This window comes from Paenibacillus sp. sgz302114 (assembly GCF_056120345.1).
Window position 1 is genome coordinate 156,159 of the sequence record NZ_JBVYOI010000004.1, and the last position, 17,724, is coordinate 173,882.

The window sequence follows — 17,724 nt, forward strand, 5'->3', positions numbered from 1 at the left end:
ATTGTTAATTGACGAAAAGGTTGTGTCCGAATGAAGCCGCAGTTGTCTCCGAAAGCTATCATGAATACAGTCACACGAGAACTAGACTGTGAGCTATCTAAATGGGAGCCTGTTTCCGAAGGAGAGGAATCGCAAGCTTTCGCAGTCTGCATCGGTGAGAAAGAATGTATTATTCGCGTCAATCGCTCAGCGAATGATTTTTACAAGGATGCATTCTGTTCTCATCAATTTGCATCATCGGACTTGCTGATCCCAGAAATCATCCATATCGGTGCGCTCGATGATGAATATACATACTGTGTTTCAAGACGCGCGCCAGGTGTTACTTTGCAGGATCTGCCGTCTACGGAGTTGCCAACTGTGGTCAAGCCAGTCATGCAGGTCATGGAAGTGATGGCGAATGCGAATTGTGATGGAACAACCGGGTTTGGCCCATTCGACGTGAATGGAGTCGGTCGCTTTGCGAGTTGGCACGATTTTATTATGAGTATCACGGATTCAACTCGGTATAATTGGGCTGCTCTGAACGAGCGAGTTATCGATGTTCACAGGCTCGCGCCTTATTTTGAAGCGCTTGAAGCTTTCGCACCGCGCTGCCCCGAGATTCGCCAGCTCGTCCATGGCGATTTCGGTTCGAACAATGTTCTGGCGGAGGGAGCTCGCATTACGGGTATCATCGATTGGAGCGAGGCTATGCTCGGCGATCCGCTCTACGATGTCGCGAACATCTTCTTCTGGCGCACTTGGCTCGATTGCATGGAAGTGCAGGCGCAATATATCGAGGAGCAGCATCCCGAGCTTATAGGTAGAGCAGAAGCGCTGCATTGCTACCAGCTCCGAATTGGACTTGATCTGATCTTCCAAAGCGCGTCGGTGGGTGACACGGAGATGCTCGAATGGGCGTTGACGCGCTGCGACGCGATTGTCGGAATTTGAGCAAAGCTCATCGTTCGTGCTTGAATGGATCCATATTTCCTTCTTAAACAACTAGTCCGCGATTGATATCACGGGCTTTTTCATTCGCAACAGGGCATACTAAACTAGATTTGACAGGACACCAATTGGTGTCATATAATAAAAGTGTCACCAAATGGTGTCCTATATAAGTCGACTGAAAACGTAGGAGAGGGTGTTGTGAGGGATAACGATCAGTTGCGGGATGTGTTTGACGCGATTGCAGATCCAACTAGGCGAAGGCTCATACAGCTGTTATCAGAGGCTGAGGAGCTGCCCCTTCATGAGCTAACGTCACAATTCGAGATGGGCCGAACAGCGGTTTCCAAGCATTTGACGATACTGAAAGAAGCTGGACTAATCATTGACCGGAAAGTCGGCCGAGAAACGCGATTTAAATTAAATGCGGCTCCACTACAAGAAATTCAAGATTGGGTAGCCTACTATAGCAAGTTCTGGAGTACCAATATGCTGCGTTTAAAGCAGCTGTTATTAGAGGAGGAAGAAGAGTTATGAGTTTAACTCTGAATTTGGATTTTCAATATACAACAACGATCGAGAAGCTGTGGAACGCAATCACGGATCCGAACAAGCTTGCCAAGTGGGTGATGGAGAACAACTTCAAGCCGGAAGTCGGCTATCAGTTTCAGTTCCGCCAGAAGCCGACCGAATATTGGGATGGCATTGTTGAAGGTGAAGTGCTAATCGTAGACGAGCCAAGCAAGCTGTCTTATACGTGGGGCACTGGAGCAGAGAAGCATACGGTCGTCTGGACCTTGCAGGATCTGGGAGACGGCAAAGTCAATCTCCACCTCGAGCAAACGGGTATTTCCAATCCACAAGCGCTGGGCGGCGCAAAATATGGTTGGACGAATATGGGCGGCGAGCTAGAGAAGCTGCTGGCACAATAATGACAGATTAGCTTAGACCGGCTGCATACAAGCAGCCGGTTACGTCTGTTTATACAGTCTGACAAATTCCTCTTGTTTCTGTACAATATGAAGAGGAATATTATTGAATACATAAGCGGAAGGATGTTATCATGACCGATTCGAATCAGGAGTATATCGTCATATCAGGCGCGAGAGAGAACAATCTCAAGGAAGTGTCCTTGCGCATTCCGAAGCGGAAGATCACGATCTTCACCGGGGTTTCCGGCTCTGGCAAGTCATCGATCGTCTTCGATACGATCGCGGCGGAGTCTACGCGGCTGCTGAATGAGAATTTCAGTATGTTCGTGCGCAACTTTCTACCGCGTGTACCACAGCCGGACGCAGATGCCATCGAGAACTTGAGCATGGCTGTCATTGTGGATCAGAAGCGGCTAGGCGGCGGTTCACATTCGACGATGGGCACGATTACCGATATTTCTCCTATTCTTCGTCTACTCTTCTCCCGAGCGGGGCAGCCTCATGTTGGACCCGCGCATATGTTCTCCTTCAACGATCCGCAAGGCATGTGCCCGGAGTGCAACGGTCTCGGCCGCAGTCTGGTCGTGGATATGAGCAAAGCGATTGATATGACCAAGTCGTTGAGTGAAGGGGCTATTCTGCTGCCGGACTACAAGGCGAGCAGTTTTGATCTATCTATTCTAATTGAGTCGGGGTCTTTCGATCCTGATAAGAAGCTGAGCGATTTCTCTGATGCAGAGCTTGAGGAGCTGCTGCATGGCAAAGCCAAGAAAGTAGAAGTCCAATTCATGAGCAAGCCGATGAATGTTACGGTTGAAGGCTGCATCGAGAAATTCACCAACAAGTACATAAGACGAGATATAAAGACGATGTCCGAGCGTACTCAAAAGGCCGTAATGCCTTATATTATTGAAGGCGTATGCTCCAGCTGTCATGGTGCAAGACTCAGTCAAGCTACGCTTAGCAGCAAGATTAATGGGTATAACATTGCTGATTTGGCCGCTATGGAAGTCGGTCAGCTCATCCGAGTCGTGCGGGAGATTGACAGTCCAGTCGCTGCGTCTATCATCAAGGCATTAACTGATCGGCTGCAGCATCTTGTCGATATCGGACTGGATTACTTAACGCTCGACCGCGAGACCGATACATTATCCGGAGGAGAGTCGCAGCGTGTCAAGATGGTTAAGCATCTGAGCGGAAGTCTGGTCGATGTCACCTATATTTTTGATGAGCCAAGCGTTGGTCTACATCCTCGTGATGTGCATCGTCTGAATGAATTGCTCCAGAAGCTGCGCGATAAAGGCAATACGGTCATCGTCGTAGAGCATGATCCAGATGTCATAAAAGTGGCGGATCATGTTATCGATGTAGGTCCATTTGCCGGTAGCCGTGGCGGTAACATTGTGTTTGAAGGAAGCTACCGAAGCTTGCTGGAATCAGGCACGTTGACAGGCAACCATATGAAACGCCCGCTCGAGCTGAAGCAAGAGACCAGGAAGCCAAGCGGCAAGCTGTCCATTAACAATGCGACTCTGCACAACCTGAATAACGTCAGTGTTGATATTCCAACGAGTGTGCTCACAGTCGTTACCGGTGTTGCTGGATCTGGCAAAAGCACGCTCATTAACGATGTATTCCTAAGCAATCATTCGGACGCAATCGTCATCGACCAGTCGGCGATAGGCGTATCTTCCCGTTCGAATCCGGCAACTTACACGGGCATCATGGATGATGTGCGGAAAGCTTTTGCTACGGCGAATAAAGTTAATCAAGGCTTGTTCAGCTTCAACTCCAAGGGAGCTTGTGAGAACTGTGGCGGGCAAGGCGTCATCTCCATTGACCTGTCATTCCTGGACAGCGTGGATCTTCCATGTGAAGTTTGCGGAGGCAGAAGATTCAAGGAAGAGGTGCTCGTGTACAAGCTGAACGGCAAGTCGATTGCCGATGTACTCGAGATGACGGTAGAGCAGGCGCTCGAGTTCTTCGAGCTGAAAGAGGTTGTGCGCAAGCTTCAGGCGCTTAGTGATGTCGGACTGACGTATATTACACTGGGTCAGCCGATGAGCACGCTGTCAGGCGGGGAATGCCAGCGCATCAAGCTCGCAAGCGAGCTGCACAAGAAGGGCAGCATCTACGTGATGGACGAGCCTACGACAGGGCTGCATATGTCGGATATCGGGCATCTGCTCGAAATTATGAACCGCCTCGTGGACGCTGGCAATACGGTCATTGTTATCGAACACAATCTCGAAGTCATTAGCCAAGCCGATTGGCTTATCGACATGGGACCTGACGGAGGCAGCAAGGGCGGGCAGGTCGTGTTCGAAGGGACACCTTCGGATATTGTGAATGCAGAGCGCTCGATTACGGGAAAATATTTGAAATCCTCCTAATAAACACGATCATGATCACCATCATCATCACCATCTCGTAGAAAGGAGTGTACAAGAGTGGCCAATCCAGTCAAAAATGCAACAGTGGATACGTTTATGAGCATGGCTAGCAAGTGGAAGGAAGAGTTCGAGAAGCTTAGGGAAATCGTCCTGGATACCGAGCTTACCGAGGATTTCAAATGGATGCACCCATGCTATACGCTGAATGATAAGAACGTCGTACTCATTCACGGATTCAAAGAATATTGCGCGCTGCTGTTTCATAAAGGGGCTTTGTTGAAAGATCCGCATGGCATTATGATCCAGCAGACGGAGAACGTGCAGGCGGCACGCCAGCTTCGGTTCACCAGCTTGCAAGAAATTATCGATATGGAGCTCACCATTAGAGCCTACTTATATGAAGCGATTGAGATCGAGAAGTCCGGCAAGGAAGTGCCTCTCAAGAAGGCTGCCGAGTTTGCCGTCGCTGAGGAATTTCAAGTGAAGCTTGATGAGAACCCAGGTTTGAAAACGGCGTTTGAAGCGTTGACGCCAGGCAGGCAAAGAGGTTACCTGCTTCATTTCTCTCAGCCAAAGCAATCGAAGACTCGCGCTGCAAGGGTAGAGAAGTACACGCCTCATATTTTGAACGGAAAAGGGATCGACGATTAATGAAGATGAAGTCCGCGCTGGTCGCGGGCTTCTTTCTTTTAGCGGGGTGTGATGCTATTGTATTAACAAACGATAGGAAACGAGGGGAATACATAGATGGAGAAACCGTACAAATTAAAGGTCGGCGTGCTCGGCTGTGGTGTGATCTCCCAAGCTGCCCATCTGGAAGCTTGCGCTAGAGCAAACAATGTAGAATTAATTGCCATCTGCGACGTCGCTCCTGATTTAGTAGAGAAGATGCAACAGAAATATAATCCGAAACGTACCTACACCAATTATGATGAGATGCTGGCTGATCCAGAGGTAGAAGCGGTGATCATCGGAATTGCAGACCAATTCCATGTTCCAATGGCGAAGAAGGCCATTCTTGCCGGCAAACATGTTCTCGTGGAGAAACCGCTTGGCGTTACTATAGAGGAATGCGAGGAGCTTGAAGCAATCGTGAAGCGCTCAAACCTGACGTTCCAGGTCGGCAACATGAAGCGATTCGATCCGGGCATCGCCTACGCGAAGAATTTCATCCAAGAAGAAATGGGAGAGATGCTGGCACTGAAAGCTTGGTACTGCGATTCAACTTACCGATACACGGTTACAGAGAACGTAATGCCTGTCATGATGTCGAGTGACGCAGCCAAGAAACCAGAGGGAAATCCGAAGCTGGACAAACAGCGCTATTATATGATGACGCATGGAAGTCATCTCGTGGACACAGCGAGATTGCTCGGCGGGGAGATCGAGAGCGTACATGCCTGGCATACGGAACGATTCGGTGCGCATAGCTGGCTTTGCACCATTACCTATACGAACGGCACAGTAGGACAGCTAGATCTCACTGTTGCTGTGAGAATGGATTGGCATGAGGGCTTTCAAGTGTATGGAGAGCACGGCAGCGTAGTTGCGAAGACCTATAATCCTTGGCTGTTCAAGGCAAGCGACGTCGAAGTGTTCTCGGCCAAAGACGGGTTATATCGCAAACCGCTTGGTGCAGACGCGCATTTCTACAAGCTCCAGCTAGAAGGCTTCGCGGATACGATTCTGGGCGGCGCTCCCATGGTCGGCGCTTCGATTCATGATGGCGTTCAAAATATGAAGGCGATGGTCGCACTGGCAAGATCAGCGGAAATCGGCGGCGGTAAAGTCAGCCTATCCGAAGTGACAGGCGGCGTGTAATGGAACTCGGAATATTCGCGAAGACCTTTAGCCGGAGCTCGGTCGCAGAAGTGTTTCAAACGATTCGAAAGCATGGGCTCTCAAGCACGCAATTTAATATGTCCTGTGCCGGACTCCCACCGATGCCAGACTATATAGAACCGGAGCTTGCACAATTAATCAGAAGTGCTTGTCAACACAATCAGATAGAGATATCCGCACTATCGGGTACGTTCAATATGGCTCATCCCGATGCAAGCATTCGCAAGGCGGGGATCGACCGTCTGAAGGTGCTGGCACAAGCTTGCAGCACACTCGGAACATCAACGATTACGCTCTGCACGGGAAGTCGAGAACGAGACAATATGTGGAAGCTGCATCAGGATAATCGGAGTAACGAAGCATGGGCCGATTTGATGCATACGATAGCGGCTGCAGTAGAAGTTGCGGAGCAATATAACATCGTACTCGGTGTCGAGCCAGAGCTCGCCAATGTCGTGTACGATGCGAAGAGAGCAAAGCTGCTGCTGGACGAGCTTCAATCGCCTCACGTCAAGATTGTAATGGATGCCGCGAATTTGTATAATCCTGAGAGTGGCCGTTCGCAGAATGATATATTGTCTGAAGCATTCGATTTACTAGGCGAACATATCGTCATTGCACATGCGAAGGATATGATTATCAATGGTCAAGCGGAGTTTGTAGCTGCTGGGGCCGGCATGGTCGATTATCATCATTATTTACAGCTGCTCTCGGCAGTGCATTTTACAGGGCCGCTCATTCTGCATGGTTTGAGTGAAGATCAAGTGGATTCAAGCTTATCTTTCATAAGAGCTCTGATTCCATAACGAACAAGGAGATTATGATGAAAAGTTACGATTTTTTACCAATTATACTTGGAAGCGATGAGAATGCGTACGGCAATGTAAGACTGATTCATGAGCGATACCAGATCAAGCCGCTGCTGCTATGCAGCCGATTGTTAATTCCGACGATGAACAGTTCGTTGTTCGACCTCGTGCAAATTGATCGCTTCGACAGTGAGAGCGTATTCCCAGGCGCATTGCTTCAGATATTGGAGAAGCACGCGGCTCCAAACCGCAAATTAGTCGTCATTCCTTGCTCGGATTACTACGCCGGGATGCTGTCGCGTCATTACAGCACATTCAAAGGGCTGATCGCGAATCATTTTATATCCGAGTCCTTGCTCGACACGCTGGATACGAAGGACAAGTTCTACAAGCTTTGTGAGAAACATGGCATGGATTATCCGAAGACCATTGTAAGCGAGCCGCACGAACGCGAGAGCGCGCTTGAGCAGATGGACTTCAAGTTTCCAATCGTCGTGAAGCCGGAGAACAGCAATGCGTATGAATATTTGCATTGCGAGTTCGAAGGGAAGAAGAAGGTGTTCTTCTTTAATTCGAAAGAAGCATACTTCGCGATGGTTAGAAGCATGAATACGTCTGATTACAAAGGCAAACTGATCATTCAGGAATTTATTCCAGGCGGGGACAGCTCGATGCGTGTCATCAACAGCTTTTCCGATGATAACGGGAAAGTTCGCATGATGTGTCTCGGCCAGCCTGTACTTGAGGAGTACACGCCGAAGACACTCGGAAACTATGCTGCGATTATTAGCCGTTCGGATAAGGCGATTTATGAGAAAATCAAAAAGTTTCTGGAAGAGATCGGATATATCGGCTTCTCCAATATTGATATGAAATATGACAGCAGAACAGGCAAATATATGCTGTTCGAAATTAATCCTCGCCTAGGCAGAAGCAGTTTCTTTGTAAGGGCCGCTGGGTTAAATATGATTGAAGCATTGATCGAAAACGTCGTTTATGGCAAGAACGAGGCCACCGTTTACAGCGACCAAACAGCGCTCTGGACGAACGTACCGAGAGCTGTCCTCCGCAAATATGTAACAGAGCCGGCTCTATCTTCGGAGATTAATGCGCTGTATAGGCAGAATAAAGTGCTCAAGTCGTTGTGGTACAGCAAGGATCTGAACCTGAAGCGCATATTGCGAGTTTCACGTTACTATTTCGGCCATATCAACAATTATCGGAAGTATTATTTTGATAAATTGGATACTTCGGCGACCGAGCTTTAATGAAGACTTGGAGGGAGGGATCCGCATGCTGCGAAAACTAGCAGTCGTTGTGAGTGTGCTTGCTGTCCTACTCGGAGGAGCATTTCTCTACTACAAAGACACCATAATCGATACGGTCCACTTTGCCAAACAAACGAAGGAAACCGCTTCGACGGTCAATGAGGTGAATAAGAAGCTGCCTGCATTGATTGAGCAAGTGAAGAATGGAAAAGGTGCAGCGAAGAGTGAGGATAAATCGGCGGCAGAGCAGGAGATCAAACAGCAATTGGTCACTGTCAAACAAGAACTGAACAAGCTGGTTAAGACAGAGCCGCCAGCGAAACTGAAGAGTCTTCATGATCAGCTCGCATCGAGTTCCGACGAGGCCAATCAGCAGATCGACGAATATATCCGTCAAATTGATTCCGGCAATTTCGACCCGGAACAATTCGAAGCGCTCTACGAACAGCTGAAAGATTCACCTGAGTTTAAAGAGGCTGAGAAGTACTTGAATATGTTAAAGTAACCTAACCGTGCTTGAGCAGTCGATTATACGTTAATCGGCTGCTTTTTTTTGTTGCTTAAGAGTTTACATTGATCGTTGCTGGTGAAGACTTACAATCAGTGCATCAGTACAACTTACTGAAAGTGGAAGATCTATGGAACTGACTAATATCTCGTTTAAAGCGTTATCCATCACAAGCGAAATCGATCTCAACAAAATCGCCATTTACTTAGGCATGCCCAAGAAATATACGTGGGAGCAGCCATTAATTCTAAGAGCGAAGGAACTCAAATCCATATACTCGACGCGAATGGATGAGCTGCAGCAGGTACTCATATTCTCGTTTGGCAGCGTCGTCTTTGTGAATCACACGGGCAAGGGCGAGATCAATATGCTGCTGAAGTTTCTCCAAACCTTCGAACGGGATATCGATCTATCACGAGCGGATCGCTTCACGGATGACTATAGTCTGCATATTGGGAATATCGAGAATATGGAGCTGACGGACGAGTACGTAGTCGTGAATGAGTATGAATTTTTTTTGCCGGAATTAATCTCGACAGTGCTAGCCAAATCGGTCGCTCTTGAGAAAGCCGAGCAGCAGTTAGGCAATGTGCAAGACAGCTTGGAAGTGATGATTGAGCAATTAGAGAAGGGCAAGCTTCGGATCAGCAACAAGGTATTAGCCACAACGACTGCGAAGATCGTTCGGCATGAATTCAATACACTTGCCTATATTATGATACTGGACAAGCCCGAGGTCACATGGACGCATCAATCGGCCAGCCAGTTTCACGATCAGATGATGAATTTCTTTGAATTAAACGACCGATATACGATCTTGAAAAGCAAAACTGATATTCTGTATCACATCACGGAAGGCTTCTCGGACATCAGCCACTCCATCCGCGGTCTCTTCGTCGAATGGATTGTCGTTATTCTCATCGTCATCGAAGTTGTTCTCACCGTGTTGCAAATACTTGGTTGGGTTCCTTCCCATACGTAAACTAATTTTGCCTCAGCAATCGCTGAGGTTTTTTATTTTGTTTAGGAAATTAGACTCGACGAACCCCGAATGAACACGCAAGAGCGGGGAAATTCTCTCTTGCCTAGCGAATTTGGGCAAAATCACCGAGCGGAAAAACCCTCTCTAAACCCCTGTTGAACCCCGAATGATCACAGAAGAGCGGGAAAAGCCTCTCTCGCCTTGCATCCTCGGGCACCTTGCACCAGAGCTTTGCCACATCTCCGACTCTATTTGCTCACTCAGCATCATTACGTTGAGAGATCATATTGGAACTCTCAGCCGACTTTTGACGCGATTTCGATGCTGAGAGATCGTATTGGATCTCTCAGTTTCGCGAAGTTGCCGACGATAACGGCTTTTGCCCTCTCGGCGGTGCGAACCGCCGATTTTGTATGTTGAGAGAGTGGATTTTCTCACTCAGCATCATGTCCACAAGCTTTCGTGCAGGCAACCATGCACGAAAGCTTTTTTTATTGGAGTAGTTTTTCCTTGGAAAAAGGAGGAATGGTTAATGTGGCGAAGTTATTTAGGGAAGCGATGGTAGAAAGGAGTTTATCCGATTGGCAATACTTATGGGCATTGATATTGGCACATCAAGCGTGAAATCGATGGTAATGGACGATCAGGGCAGCATGCTCGGCTTCGCACAGCTAAATTATGACATTAGCATCCCTAATCAAGGCTATGCGGAACAAGATCCAGATGAATGGTGGGACTTGGTATGCCAAACCTCCACTGCGGCCATTCGGCATGCGCGATTAAAGCCAGATGACATTGCAGGAATTGGCTTCTCGGGCCAGATGCACGGACTAGTGGCGCTGAATGCTGAAGGTAAACCGGTCAGGCCTGCGATTATATGGTGTGATCAGCGTTCCATTCCGCAGAAGGAGAAGCTTAGCGAGCTCTTCTCGCCGGAGGAGCTTGGACAACTCATTCAGAACCATATCGCGACGGGGTTCCAGTTGGCTTCCTTATTATGGGTCAAGGAGAACGAGCCCGAAGTCTATAGCCAGATCCGCTCAGTCATTCTTCCAAAAGATTATGTCAGATATCGGCTCACTGGCGTCATAGGTGTCGATACAACGGATGCATCCAGCACTTCTGCCTATAGTGTGGCAGAGAGGGAATGGTCCACCGAGCTGTTGTCGCGCGTTCAGATTGACCCGACCATGTTCCCTATAACTCGCGAGCCATGGCAAATATGCGGAACCATCACGGCAGCGGCAGCCGCAGAATCGGGCTTATGTCCAGGAACTCCGGTCGTCTACGGCGGAGCCGATCAAGCGATGCAAGCGGTTGGCAACGGGATTGTTGAGCCTGGCGTTGTTTCTTGTACGATAGGCACTGGCGGTCAGCTATTCACGACGGTCAACCGCATGGTATTCGATGAAGCGTTAAGGACGCATACCTATGTTCATGCCGTACCGAACAAGTGGTATTTGCTCGGTGCCTCCATGAGCGCAGGATTGTCGCTGAAATGGCTGAGCAGCCAAATTCTGAATGTGCAGGATTACGGCGCTCTCGATGAGCTGGCAGCAGCGATCCCGGCAGGAAGCGATAACTTATTGTTCTTGCCGTACTTGGCCGGGGATAGGACGCCACATATGGACCCTCATGCGAAAGGGGCGTTCTTCGGACTCACCTTAAATCATGGAAGAAGCCATCTCGTACGTGCTGTGCTGGAAGGCGTTAGCTTCTCGCTGAAGGACAGCTATGATATTTTCAGAACGCTTGGTGTGCTGTCGGATCGATTGATTCTATCTGGTGGCGGAGCAAAGAGTACGTTATGGAAGCAGATTATCGCTGATATTTTCGGTGAAGAGGTGTACACCAGCACGATGCACGAACAAGCTTGCGTAGGCGCTGCTATTATGGCTGGCGTCGGCATTGGTCGTTACACAAATGTAGAAGAAGCGTGTAGAACGGTTGTAAGAATCAATGAGACCCCTGTGACTCCGAATATGGCTAATCATGAGACATATGCGCGATTGCATGCCGTTTACAAGGAGTTGTACAGCGCGAATCAGAAGCTATTCCCATTGCTAGATTCTCACTTCAATTAGAAACGGAGCAGAGTTTATATGAATAAGTATGCATCAATAGAAGCTGCAGTTACAGCCGAGCGCGGCGGCGAACCTGTTAAGCTGGATTGGGGTAAGGTTCAAGCGTTAGCGGTCAGCATTGAAATTGACAGCCAATCAGAGGGAGAGCTTGCTGCAATCACTTCAGCAGAATCCGGCGTGCGGATTCGATTCTATAATGGAACTTCAAATGAAATTAAAGCGCTTTCGTTGATCGCCGAGATGTACACGGATGCGAGAGAAACTCCGTTAGTATTATCCGCTCCATGGGATCGACTCGGCAGCTCGACGAAGCATTCCGTTCACTTGCAAAACTTGGGCTATTCGGTTCGATTATTCGTAGACGGAGTTCTCGTTGATGAAGACTGGCCAATGGGGGCGATTGACCTTCATGATGCGACGATTAAGTTATTTAACGATGCGGAGCAGCTTCGCATATGGAATGATGCCATCGAGCCTGTATCACAAGCGACACCAGAGCTCGAATCGCTCATTCTGGGGGAAGAACCGGCAGCACTACAATATTGGCGGCCCAAAGGCTTCAACACTAGCGTCGGTGATTGCATGCCCTTCTTCGACGGTGAAAACTTCCGCGTTTATTACTTGTTTGACCGGAGAGGTCATGCCAGCAAATGGAGCCTAGGCGCACATCAGTGGGCACAAGTTTCGACTAAAGATTTGCGAGCGTGGGAGCATCATCCCATCGCAGTCGGAATTACAGATGAAGCCGAAGGCTCTATTTGTACAGGCTCGGTGTTTGTGAAGGACGGTATTTATTATGCGTTCTACGCGGTCAGAGCAACCGACGGTTCTCCAGCACAGCTAACGTGGGCGGAGAGCCGCGACGGCATTCATTTCGACAAGACGAATACAAGCATCCGAATTTCGGACCGCTATCTGCTATCTTCCGTTCGCGATCCTCATGTGTATCAAGATAAACAAGGCAAATACCATATGCTCGTGACGACGAGTCTCGTTCATCCGATTAAACATCAAGGCTGCCTCGCACATCTCGTATCCGATAATCTTACGGATTGGGAGGAGCTTGAGCCATTCATCGTGCCAGGTTATCATGACGAGCCGGAATGCGCAGATTTCTTCGAATGGAATGGCTGGTACTATCTGATCTTCAGTAATGACGGCCTTGCTCGTTATCGGTATTCACGTAATCCGGAAGGTCCTTGGCTCCGTCCGGCGATGGACACTTTGGATTGTGTGCAATGGCGTGTGCCGAAGACAGCACCATTCCATGGTGGAAGACGTATTGCAGCAGGATTCCTCTCATCGCCAAACCGATATGGGGGCGAGCTCGTATTCCGCGAAGTCATTCAACAGACTGACGGTTCCTTGGGGCTTGGTTTCGTGCCTGAGCTGCGTGAAGAGACGAAGCTTGCCATGATGACATACGAGGACATCTCGCTTGACGCCATGAGCGGCTTCGATGCGAGGACGATCGGTTCGTTCGACGGAGATTATATCGTCTCGTTCGAGGTCACCGCGAACTATCCGAACATGTATTTCGGTTTCTCCGTAGCGGATTCAGCGAACTTCGAGCAAGGACACGGATATGATGTCCGGTTTGAACCAACCGCTCGGAAAGCCGGCATTCACAAGATCCATGCGCGCTCACTTCAAGCTAACGAAGATTCTTCCATTTATCAAGTAGAAGGGTTAACCGAGAAAATCGCCATTGAAGCAATTGTGAAGGATGGCTGGATTGACCTGTGCGTCGGCGGAAACCGCACCCTTATTACACGGACGTCTAATGGGAACCGAAATCTTCGTTTCTTTGTCCAGTTCGGAGCTGCACAATTTGAACGAATTTCCGTGAAAAAGTTATAACTTCCAACAATCGGGAGGATTCAACATAAGCGATGTGGAAGTTTACCTTTGGAGACAAATCAATTTGCGCTAAAAGGGGGCGTATTCACTGCGGTTACAATCTAGTTATCAGTACATACCTGTATCGAATCTTCAGGCAGCTTCAGAATGGTACGCGGAACATCTCGGTTTTACATTAGCGGTCGAAGATCCGATTTGTTTGGAGCTGAGAAGCGCATCAGGGATTCGGATATTTCTACTTCCGAATGAAGACGGCAACGTTACTTCGCATATGAAATATTCGAATGGCGTGCAAGCCTCTTACGGATTTACTGTGGCTGATGATGTCGAATCGTTGTACCAGCACTTCAAGGACAAAGGAATTCAGGTAGGAAAGCTGACTGACTATCAAGGCTTGTCTTTTAAGTTCTACGACCCAGATGGTAACGCCATTGAATTATGGGGGGACTATCCGCAAGGTTGAGAGACTCATTCTCTAACAAAAAGGAGATCGCCAATGAAAGCTGTAGTCAATTATTCGTCTGGAAGTGGAAGCGTGGAAGTTCGCGATGTGCCGATTCCTTCGGAACTCGGACCTAGAGAAGTGCTTATTCAAGTAAAAGCAGCAGGTGTATGCGGCAGCGATCTGCATATGTATCATGATATTCAAGGATTTCCAGTGAATCGTCCGGTAACGCTTGGGCATGAATTCTCAGGAGTCGTGGCCGCTGTTGGAGCGGAAGTGAAGCAGTTTAAGATCGGTGATCGTGTAGTAAGCGAAACACCTTCTTATGTATGCGAAACTTGCATTTATTGCCGTACAGGTCAATATAACCTTTGCCCGACACGTAGAGGGTTTGGCGTTCTGGAGAACGGAGCGATGGCGGAATATGTGAGAACGAGAGAAGCAATCGTTCATCTTATCCCGGATAACGTCAGCTTCGAGAAAGCAGCACTAACAGAGCCTTCTTGCGTCGCCTACAATGCCGTCGCTCATCATTCGCAAATTCGTCCTGGCGATTACGTCGCTGTATTCGGACCTGGTCCAATCGGATTGTTGTGCGTGCAAATTGCCAAGCTGTTCAGCCCAGCGAGACTGACCGTCATCGGAACGGAGAAAGACGCGAGGCGCATGGAAGTTGCCAAGCAGTTTGGTGCGGATTGCGTCATCGTTGCCGAGAAGCAGAACGTTGTCGAAGAACTGCTAGCTTATGGCGATGGCTTTGGTCCTGATGTGATTTTGGATGCTGTAGGTGTAAGCGCTTCACTCCGCCAAAGTGTAGATGCTATTCGTCCTGGCGGACAAATTACGAAGATTGGTTGGGGTCCAGCGCCTGTAGGTTTCTCGCTCGATCCACTGATCCAGAAAGCGGCCAAGCTACAAGGCTCTTTCAGTCATAATTATCCGATGTGGGAGAAAGTATTGACGTTGATGGGCGCTGGCTTGATTGATCCACTTCCGATGGCAAAATGCTACGGCATTAGCAATTGGAAACAGGCCTTCGATGAAATGGACGGATTACAGCATGCGAAATCGATTATTTTGCCAGAAGCTTAATAGTTAAATGGGGGAGATGATGCTCGAATGGAACCGATCGTGCAAATTTCATTAGATTTAACGACCATAGAAGAAGCGCTGGAAATGGCTGAAATCGCCGTTGAAGCAGGAATTGATTGGATTGAAGCTGGTACGCCGCTGTTGCTTGGTGAAGGGCTTCATGCTGTAGTTGCGCTCCGCAAAGCGTTCCCGAACCATCCGATCATCGCGGATCTCAAGACGATGGACGGCGGTTACCTGGAAGCGGAAATGATGGCGAAGGCCGGCGCGACCCATGTCGTCGTCATGGGTGTTGCTCATCCGGCAACTATTCGGGCTGTCGTTCGTGCGGCAAGGGATTATGGCATCAAAGTGATGGGCGATATCATGGCTGCTCCAGATCCGGTCGCTTGCGCACAGTTTCTAGAGCAGAATGGCGTCGATTACATCCTCGTTCACACTTCTTTCGATGAACGTGGGGAGGACCCTGCCCGGAGCCCTTACGATCACTTGGCTGCCGTGGTGGCTGCGGTGAACATACCCGTTCAAGCCGTTGGCGGACTTTCCATTGATCAAGCCGCGGAGATGCCGAAGCTCGGTGCCCCGCTTGTCGTCGTTGGCGCACCGCTCGTCATTGATCACAAAGAGTTTCGTCCGAGCACAGATCGCGGGGAACTGAAGCAGGTACTTGAGACGCTTGTAGCGAGGGTGAAGAACAGTGCCAACATCTAGTCTAAGAGATGCGAGAGTCGCCGTTTTCCCGAAAGGGCTTATGGATGAATTGACGGACGGTACGATTACGATATTCGATTGGATCGAGATGGCCGCATCGCTCGGTGTAGACGGTCTCGAGCTATATCCGACTTTTCTCAAAGAAAGCGATGAAGACTATCTGCTTCAAGTGAAGGCTGCCGCTGATGCCCATAACCTTGCAATTCCGATGATGTGCTCATCGCCTGATTTCACAACTCCTGATGCGGAGCAAAGAGAGCAAGAAATCGAGAAGATGAAACAGATGATCGACCTGATGGCGCTGATCGGACCGGACGAGTTCCGCAGCGTTCGCGTTCTCTCGGGGCAGAATCGGCCGGACCTTGACCGGGAAGATGGCATCAGATGGACCGTTGATTGCATCCGTCAGCTGCTGCCTTATGCGGAAGCGAAGCGGGTTCATCTCGTCATGGAGAATCATTATAAAGATGGCTACTGGGTGTATCCAGAGTTTGCGCAATCATCCGAGCTGTTCTTAGCTATAATTAGTGAAATTTCGTCTCCTTGGTTTGGCGTCAACTTTGATCCGTCGAACGCGCTGCTCGCGGGGGAGGATCCTCTTGATGTGATGGAGAAAGTGAAGCATCGCATCCTTACGATGCATGCAAGCGACAGATATTTGAAGCCGGGCTATACGCTGAACGATCTGCGAGAATATACGCTTCAGGGATATTCCGCGGCGCTGGCGCACGGCGTCATTGGCCAAGGGCTTAACGATTATGACGCGATCTTCGCAAATTTAGATGAAATCGGTTTCAACAGATGGATTTCCATTGAAGATGGGGTTAATGGATTGGATGAAATGCAGCAATCTGGCGTTTTTCTGAAATCGAAATTGGCGGAGTGGGCTGCGAAGGAGTGAAGCGAATGGGACAACGTCTAAGTGGTAAAACAATCATCGTAACAGGAGCGACGAAAGGAATCGGTAGAGGCATTGCGCTCAAATGTGCAAGCGAAGGCGCGAACGTCGTCGTTGCCGGCCGGAGTGAACAAGAAGGTGCGGCGGTTATCCGGGACATCGAACAATTGCATGGCTCAGCCGGATTATTCGTACGGACCGATGTGAGCAAGACGGAGGATTGTCAGCAGCTGATTGATAAAGCTGTAGAGCGATTTGGTCGTATAGACGGTCTCGTGAACAACGCAGCTATCTTCCCGCGTGGGAATCTGCTTAATACGTCTGAAGAATTGTTCGATACAGTGTTTGATGTGAACATCAAAGGATCTTTCTATTGTTCTAGCTACGCGGTCGCCTCGATGCAGGAGACAGGGGGTGGATCAATCGTTCATATTGGCTCTACCAATGCCTATATGGGTCAGATGGATCTTGCCGCTTATTCTTGCTCCAAAGGCGCGATGCTGACGCTAAGCAAGCATATCGCTTCGAATTTCGCAGCGCAGCGTATTCGCTCGAATTGGATCACGGTAGGCTGGGTTGCTTCAGATGGCGAAATCGAGCTGCATCAGAAGATGGGAATTAGCGCTGAACAATTGGCTTCCATGGGGGAAGCAACCGTTCCTCTTGGGCGGCTTCAAACGGAAGAGGATATTGCATACGGCGCGGTCTTCCTGCTAAGCGAAGAGTCCGCTTCTGTGACGGGTACGGAGCTGGCGATTACCGGTGGACATCGGTTGCGATAACATGGCTTCGAAGCCTAACACGGCAGAATGTCATAATTCTAATACCATTCCTTTCGTTCCTATAGCGTCAAATCCGGTCCGCTCTGGCAATAGAATATAGCCGCTCATTGACGGAGAGCCTGCTTGATGTCCTGAATCGGGCAGCGGACAGAGGGCTCTGCTTCGACCATTCGTATTCGCTGGGA

General features: G+C 49.1%; 17 protein-coding genes. All 17 read left to right on the forward strand.

What is annotated here, in order from left to right; genetic code table 11:
• The first annotated feature begins 30 nt into the window (after window positions 1–30).
• The gene (locus tag AC0LWF_RS12745) at window positions 31–936 is read left to right on the forward strand and encodes a phosphotransferase family protein (protein ID WP_474651908.1); all 906 of its coding nucleotides are present in this window, start codon (window positions 31–33) and stop codon (window positions 934–936) included.
• Between the two features lie 198 nt (window positions 937–1,134).
• Window positions 1,135–1,470 (forward strand): ArsR/SmtB family transcription factor, encoded by a 336-nt coding sequence (locus tag AC0LWF_RS12750; protein WP_474651909.1) that lies wholly within the window; start codon window positions 1,135–1,137, stop codon window positions 1,468–1,470.
• Window positions 1,467–1,865, forward strand: a complete 399-nt coding sequence (locus AC0LWF_RS12755; protein ID WP_474651910.1) for an SRPBCC family protein — start codon at window positions 1,467–1,469, stop codon at window positions 1,863–1,865. The genes AC0LWF_RS12750 and AC0LWF_RS12755 overlap by 4 nt, the downstream gene beginning before the upstream one ends.
• Window positions 1,866–1,996: 131 nt before the next feature.
• Window positions 1,997–4,258, forward strand: coding sequence for an ATP-binding cassette domain-containing protein (locus AC0LWF_RS12760; protein ID WP_474651911.1), 2,262 nt, complete (start codon window positions 1,997–1,999; stop codon window positions 4,256–4,258).
• A gap of 57 nt (window positions 4,259–4,315) precedes the next feature.
• Window positions 4,316–4,909: a YdeI/OmpD-associated family protein gene (locus AC0LWF_RS12765; RefSeq protein ID WP_474651912.1), complete on the forward strand. Its 594-nt coding sequence runs from the start codon at window positions 4,316–4,318 to the stop codon at window positions 4,907–4,909.
• Between the two features lie 96 nt (window positions 4,910–5,005).
• Entirely contained in the window at window positions 5,006–6,079 is a 1,074-nt protein-coding gene (locus AC0LWF_RS12770; RefSeq protein WP_474651913.1) for a Gfo/Idh/MocA family protein, read from the forward strand.
• Window positions 6,079–6,906: a sugar phosphate isomerase/epimerase family protein gene (locus tag AC0LWF_RS12775; RefSeq protein WP_474651914.1), complete on the forward strand. Its 828-nt coding sequence runs from the start codon at window positions 6,079–6,081 to the stop codon at window positions 6,904–6,906. The genes AC0LWF_RS12770 and AC0LWF_RS12775 overlap by 1 nt, the downstream gene beginning before the upstream one ends.
• Window positions 6,907–6,920: 14 nt before the next feature.
• Entirely contained in the window at window positions 6,921–8,177 is a 1,257-nt protein-coding gene (locus AC0LWF_RS12780) for a carboxylate--amine ligase (protein WP_474651915.1), read from the forward strand.
• Window positions 8,178–8,202: 25 nt separating this feature from the next.
• Window positions 8,203–8,682, forward strand: a complete 480-nt coding sequence (locus tag AC0LWF_RS12785) for a DUF6376 family protein (RefSeq protein ID WP_474651916.1) — start codon at window positions 8,203–8,205, stop codon at window positions 8,680–8,682.
• 133 nt (window positions 8,683–8,815) lie between these two features.
• Window positions 8,816–9,667: an RMD1 family protein gene (locus AC0LWF_RS12790; protein ID WP_474651917.1), complete on the forward strand. Its 852-nt coding sequence runs from the start codon at window positions 8,816–8,818 to the stop codon at window positions 9,665–9,667.
• A 581-nt stretch (window positions 9,668–10,248) separates the two neighbouring features.
• Window positions 10,249–11,751: a xylulokinase gene (gene xylB / locus AC0LWF_RS12795; RefSeq protein ID WP_474651918.1), complete on the forward strand. Its 1,503-nt coding sequence runs from the start codon at window positions 10,249–10,251 to the stop codon at window positions 11,749–11,751.
• A gap of 18 nt (window positions 11,752–11,769) precedes the next feature.
• The gene (locus AC0LWF_RS12800; RefSeq protein WP_474651919.1) at window positions 11,770–13,611 is read left to right on the forward strand and encodes a glycoside hydrolase family protein; all 1,842 of its coding nucleotides are present in this window, start codon (window positions 11,770–11,772) and stop codon (window positions 13,609–13,611) included.
• A gap of 115 nt (window positions 13,612–13,726) precedes the next feature.
• The gene (locus AC0LWF_RS12805; protein WP_474652241.1) at window positions 13,727–14,074 is read left to right on the forward strand and encodes a VOC family protein; all 348 of its coding nucleotides are present in this window, start codon (window positions 13,727–13,729) and stop codon (window positions 14,072–14,074) included.
• A gap of 33 nt (window positions 14,075–14,107) precedes the next feature.
• Window positions 14,108–15,148 (forward strand): zinc-binding dehydrogenase, encoded by a 1,041-nt coding sequence (locus AC0LWF_RS12810; protein WP_474651920.1) that lies wholly within the window; start codon window positions 14,108–14,110, stop codon window positions 15,146–15,148.
• Window positions 15,149–15,175: 27 nt separating this feature from the next.
• The gene (locus AC0LWF_RS12815) at window positions 15,176–15,859 is read left to right on the forward strand and encodes an orotidine 5'-phosphate decarboxylase / HUMPS family protein (RefSeq protein ID WP_474651921.1); all 684 of its coding nucleotides are present in this window, start codon (window positions 15,176–15,178) and stop codon (window positions 15,857–15,859) included.
• Window positions 15,846–16,760: a sugar phosphate isomerase/epimerase family protein gene (locus AC0LWF_RS12820; RefSeq protein WP_474651922.1), complete on the forward strand. Its 915-nt coding sequence runs from the start codon at window positions 15,846–15,848 to the stop codon at window positions 16,758–16,760. Before AC0LWF_RS12815 ends, AC0LWF_RS12820 begins: the two co-directional genes overlap by 14 nt.
• Window positions 16,761–16,765: 5 nt before the next feature.
• Window positions 16,766–17,539 carry an SDR family NAD(P)-dependent oxidoreductase gene (locus tag AC0LWF_RS12825; RefSeq protein ID WP_474651923.1) on the forward strand — a complete coding sequence of 258 codons (774 nt, stop codon included), beginning with the start codon at window positions 16,766–16,768 and terminating at the stop codon, window positions 17,537–17,539.
• The last annotated feature ends 185 nt before the right edge of the window (window positions 17,540–17,724 follow it).

What these genes read in the sequence shown, in the direction of transcription:
- AC0LWF_RS12745 (WP_474651908.1), top strand. Translation starts at nt 31, where the DNA reads ATGAAGCCGCAGTTGTCTCCGAAAGCTATCATGAATACAGTCACACGA.
- AC0LWF_RS12755 (WP_474651910.1), top strand. Translation starts at nt 1,467, where the DNA reads ATGAGTTTAACTCTGAATTTGGATTTTCAATATACAACAACGATCGAG.
- AC0LWF_RS12760 (WP_474651911.1), top strand. Translation starts at nt 1,997, where the DNA reads ATGACCGATTCGAATCAGGAGTATATCGTCATATCAGGCGCGAGAGAG.
- AC0LWF_RS12770 (WP_474651913.1), top strand. Translation starts at nt 5,006, where the DNA reads ATGGAGAAACCGTACAAATTAAAGGTCGGCGTGCTCGGCTGTGGTGTG.
- AC0LWF_RS12775 (WP_474651914.1), top strand. Translation starts at nt 6,079, where the DNA reads ATGGAACTCGGAATATTCGCGAAGACCTTTAGCCGGAGCTCGGTCGCA.
- AC0LWF_RS12780 (WP_474651915.1), top strand. Translation starts at nt 6,921, where the DNA reads ATGATGAAAAGTTACGATTTTTTACCAATTATACTTGGAAGCGATGAG.
- AC0LWF_RS12785 (WP_474651916.1), top strand. Translation starts at nt 8,203, where the DNA reads ATGCTGCGAAAACTAGCAGTCGTTGTGAGTGTGCTTGCTGTCCTACTC.
- AC0LWF_RS12790 (WP_474651917.1), top strand. Translation starts at nt 8,816, where the DNA reads ATGGAACTGACTAATATCTCGTTTAAAGCGTTATCCATCACAAGCGAA.
- AC0LWF_RS12800 (WP_474651919.1), top strand. Translation starts at nt 11,770, where the DNA reads ATGAATAAGTATGCATCAATAGAAGCTGCAGTTACAGCCGAGCGCGGC.
- AC0LWF_RS12810 (WP_474651920.1), top strand. Translation starts at nt 14,108, where the DNA reads ATGAAAGCTGTAGTCAATTATTCGTCTGGAAGTGGAAGCGTGGAAGTT.
- AC0LWF_RS12815 (WP_474651921.1), top strand. Translation starts at nt 15,176, where the DNA reads ATGGAACCGATCGTGCAAATTTCATTAGATTTAACGACCATAGAAGAA.
- AC0LWF_RS12825 (WP_474651923.1), top strand. Translation starts at nt 16,766, where the DNA reads ATGGGACAACGTCTAAGTGGTAAAACAATCATCGTAACAGGAGCGACG.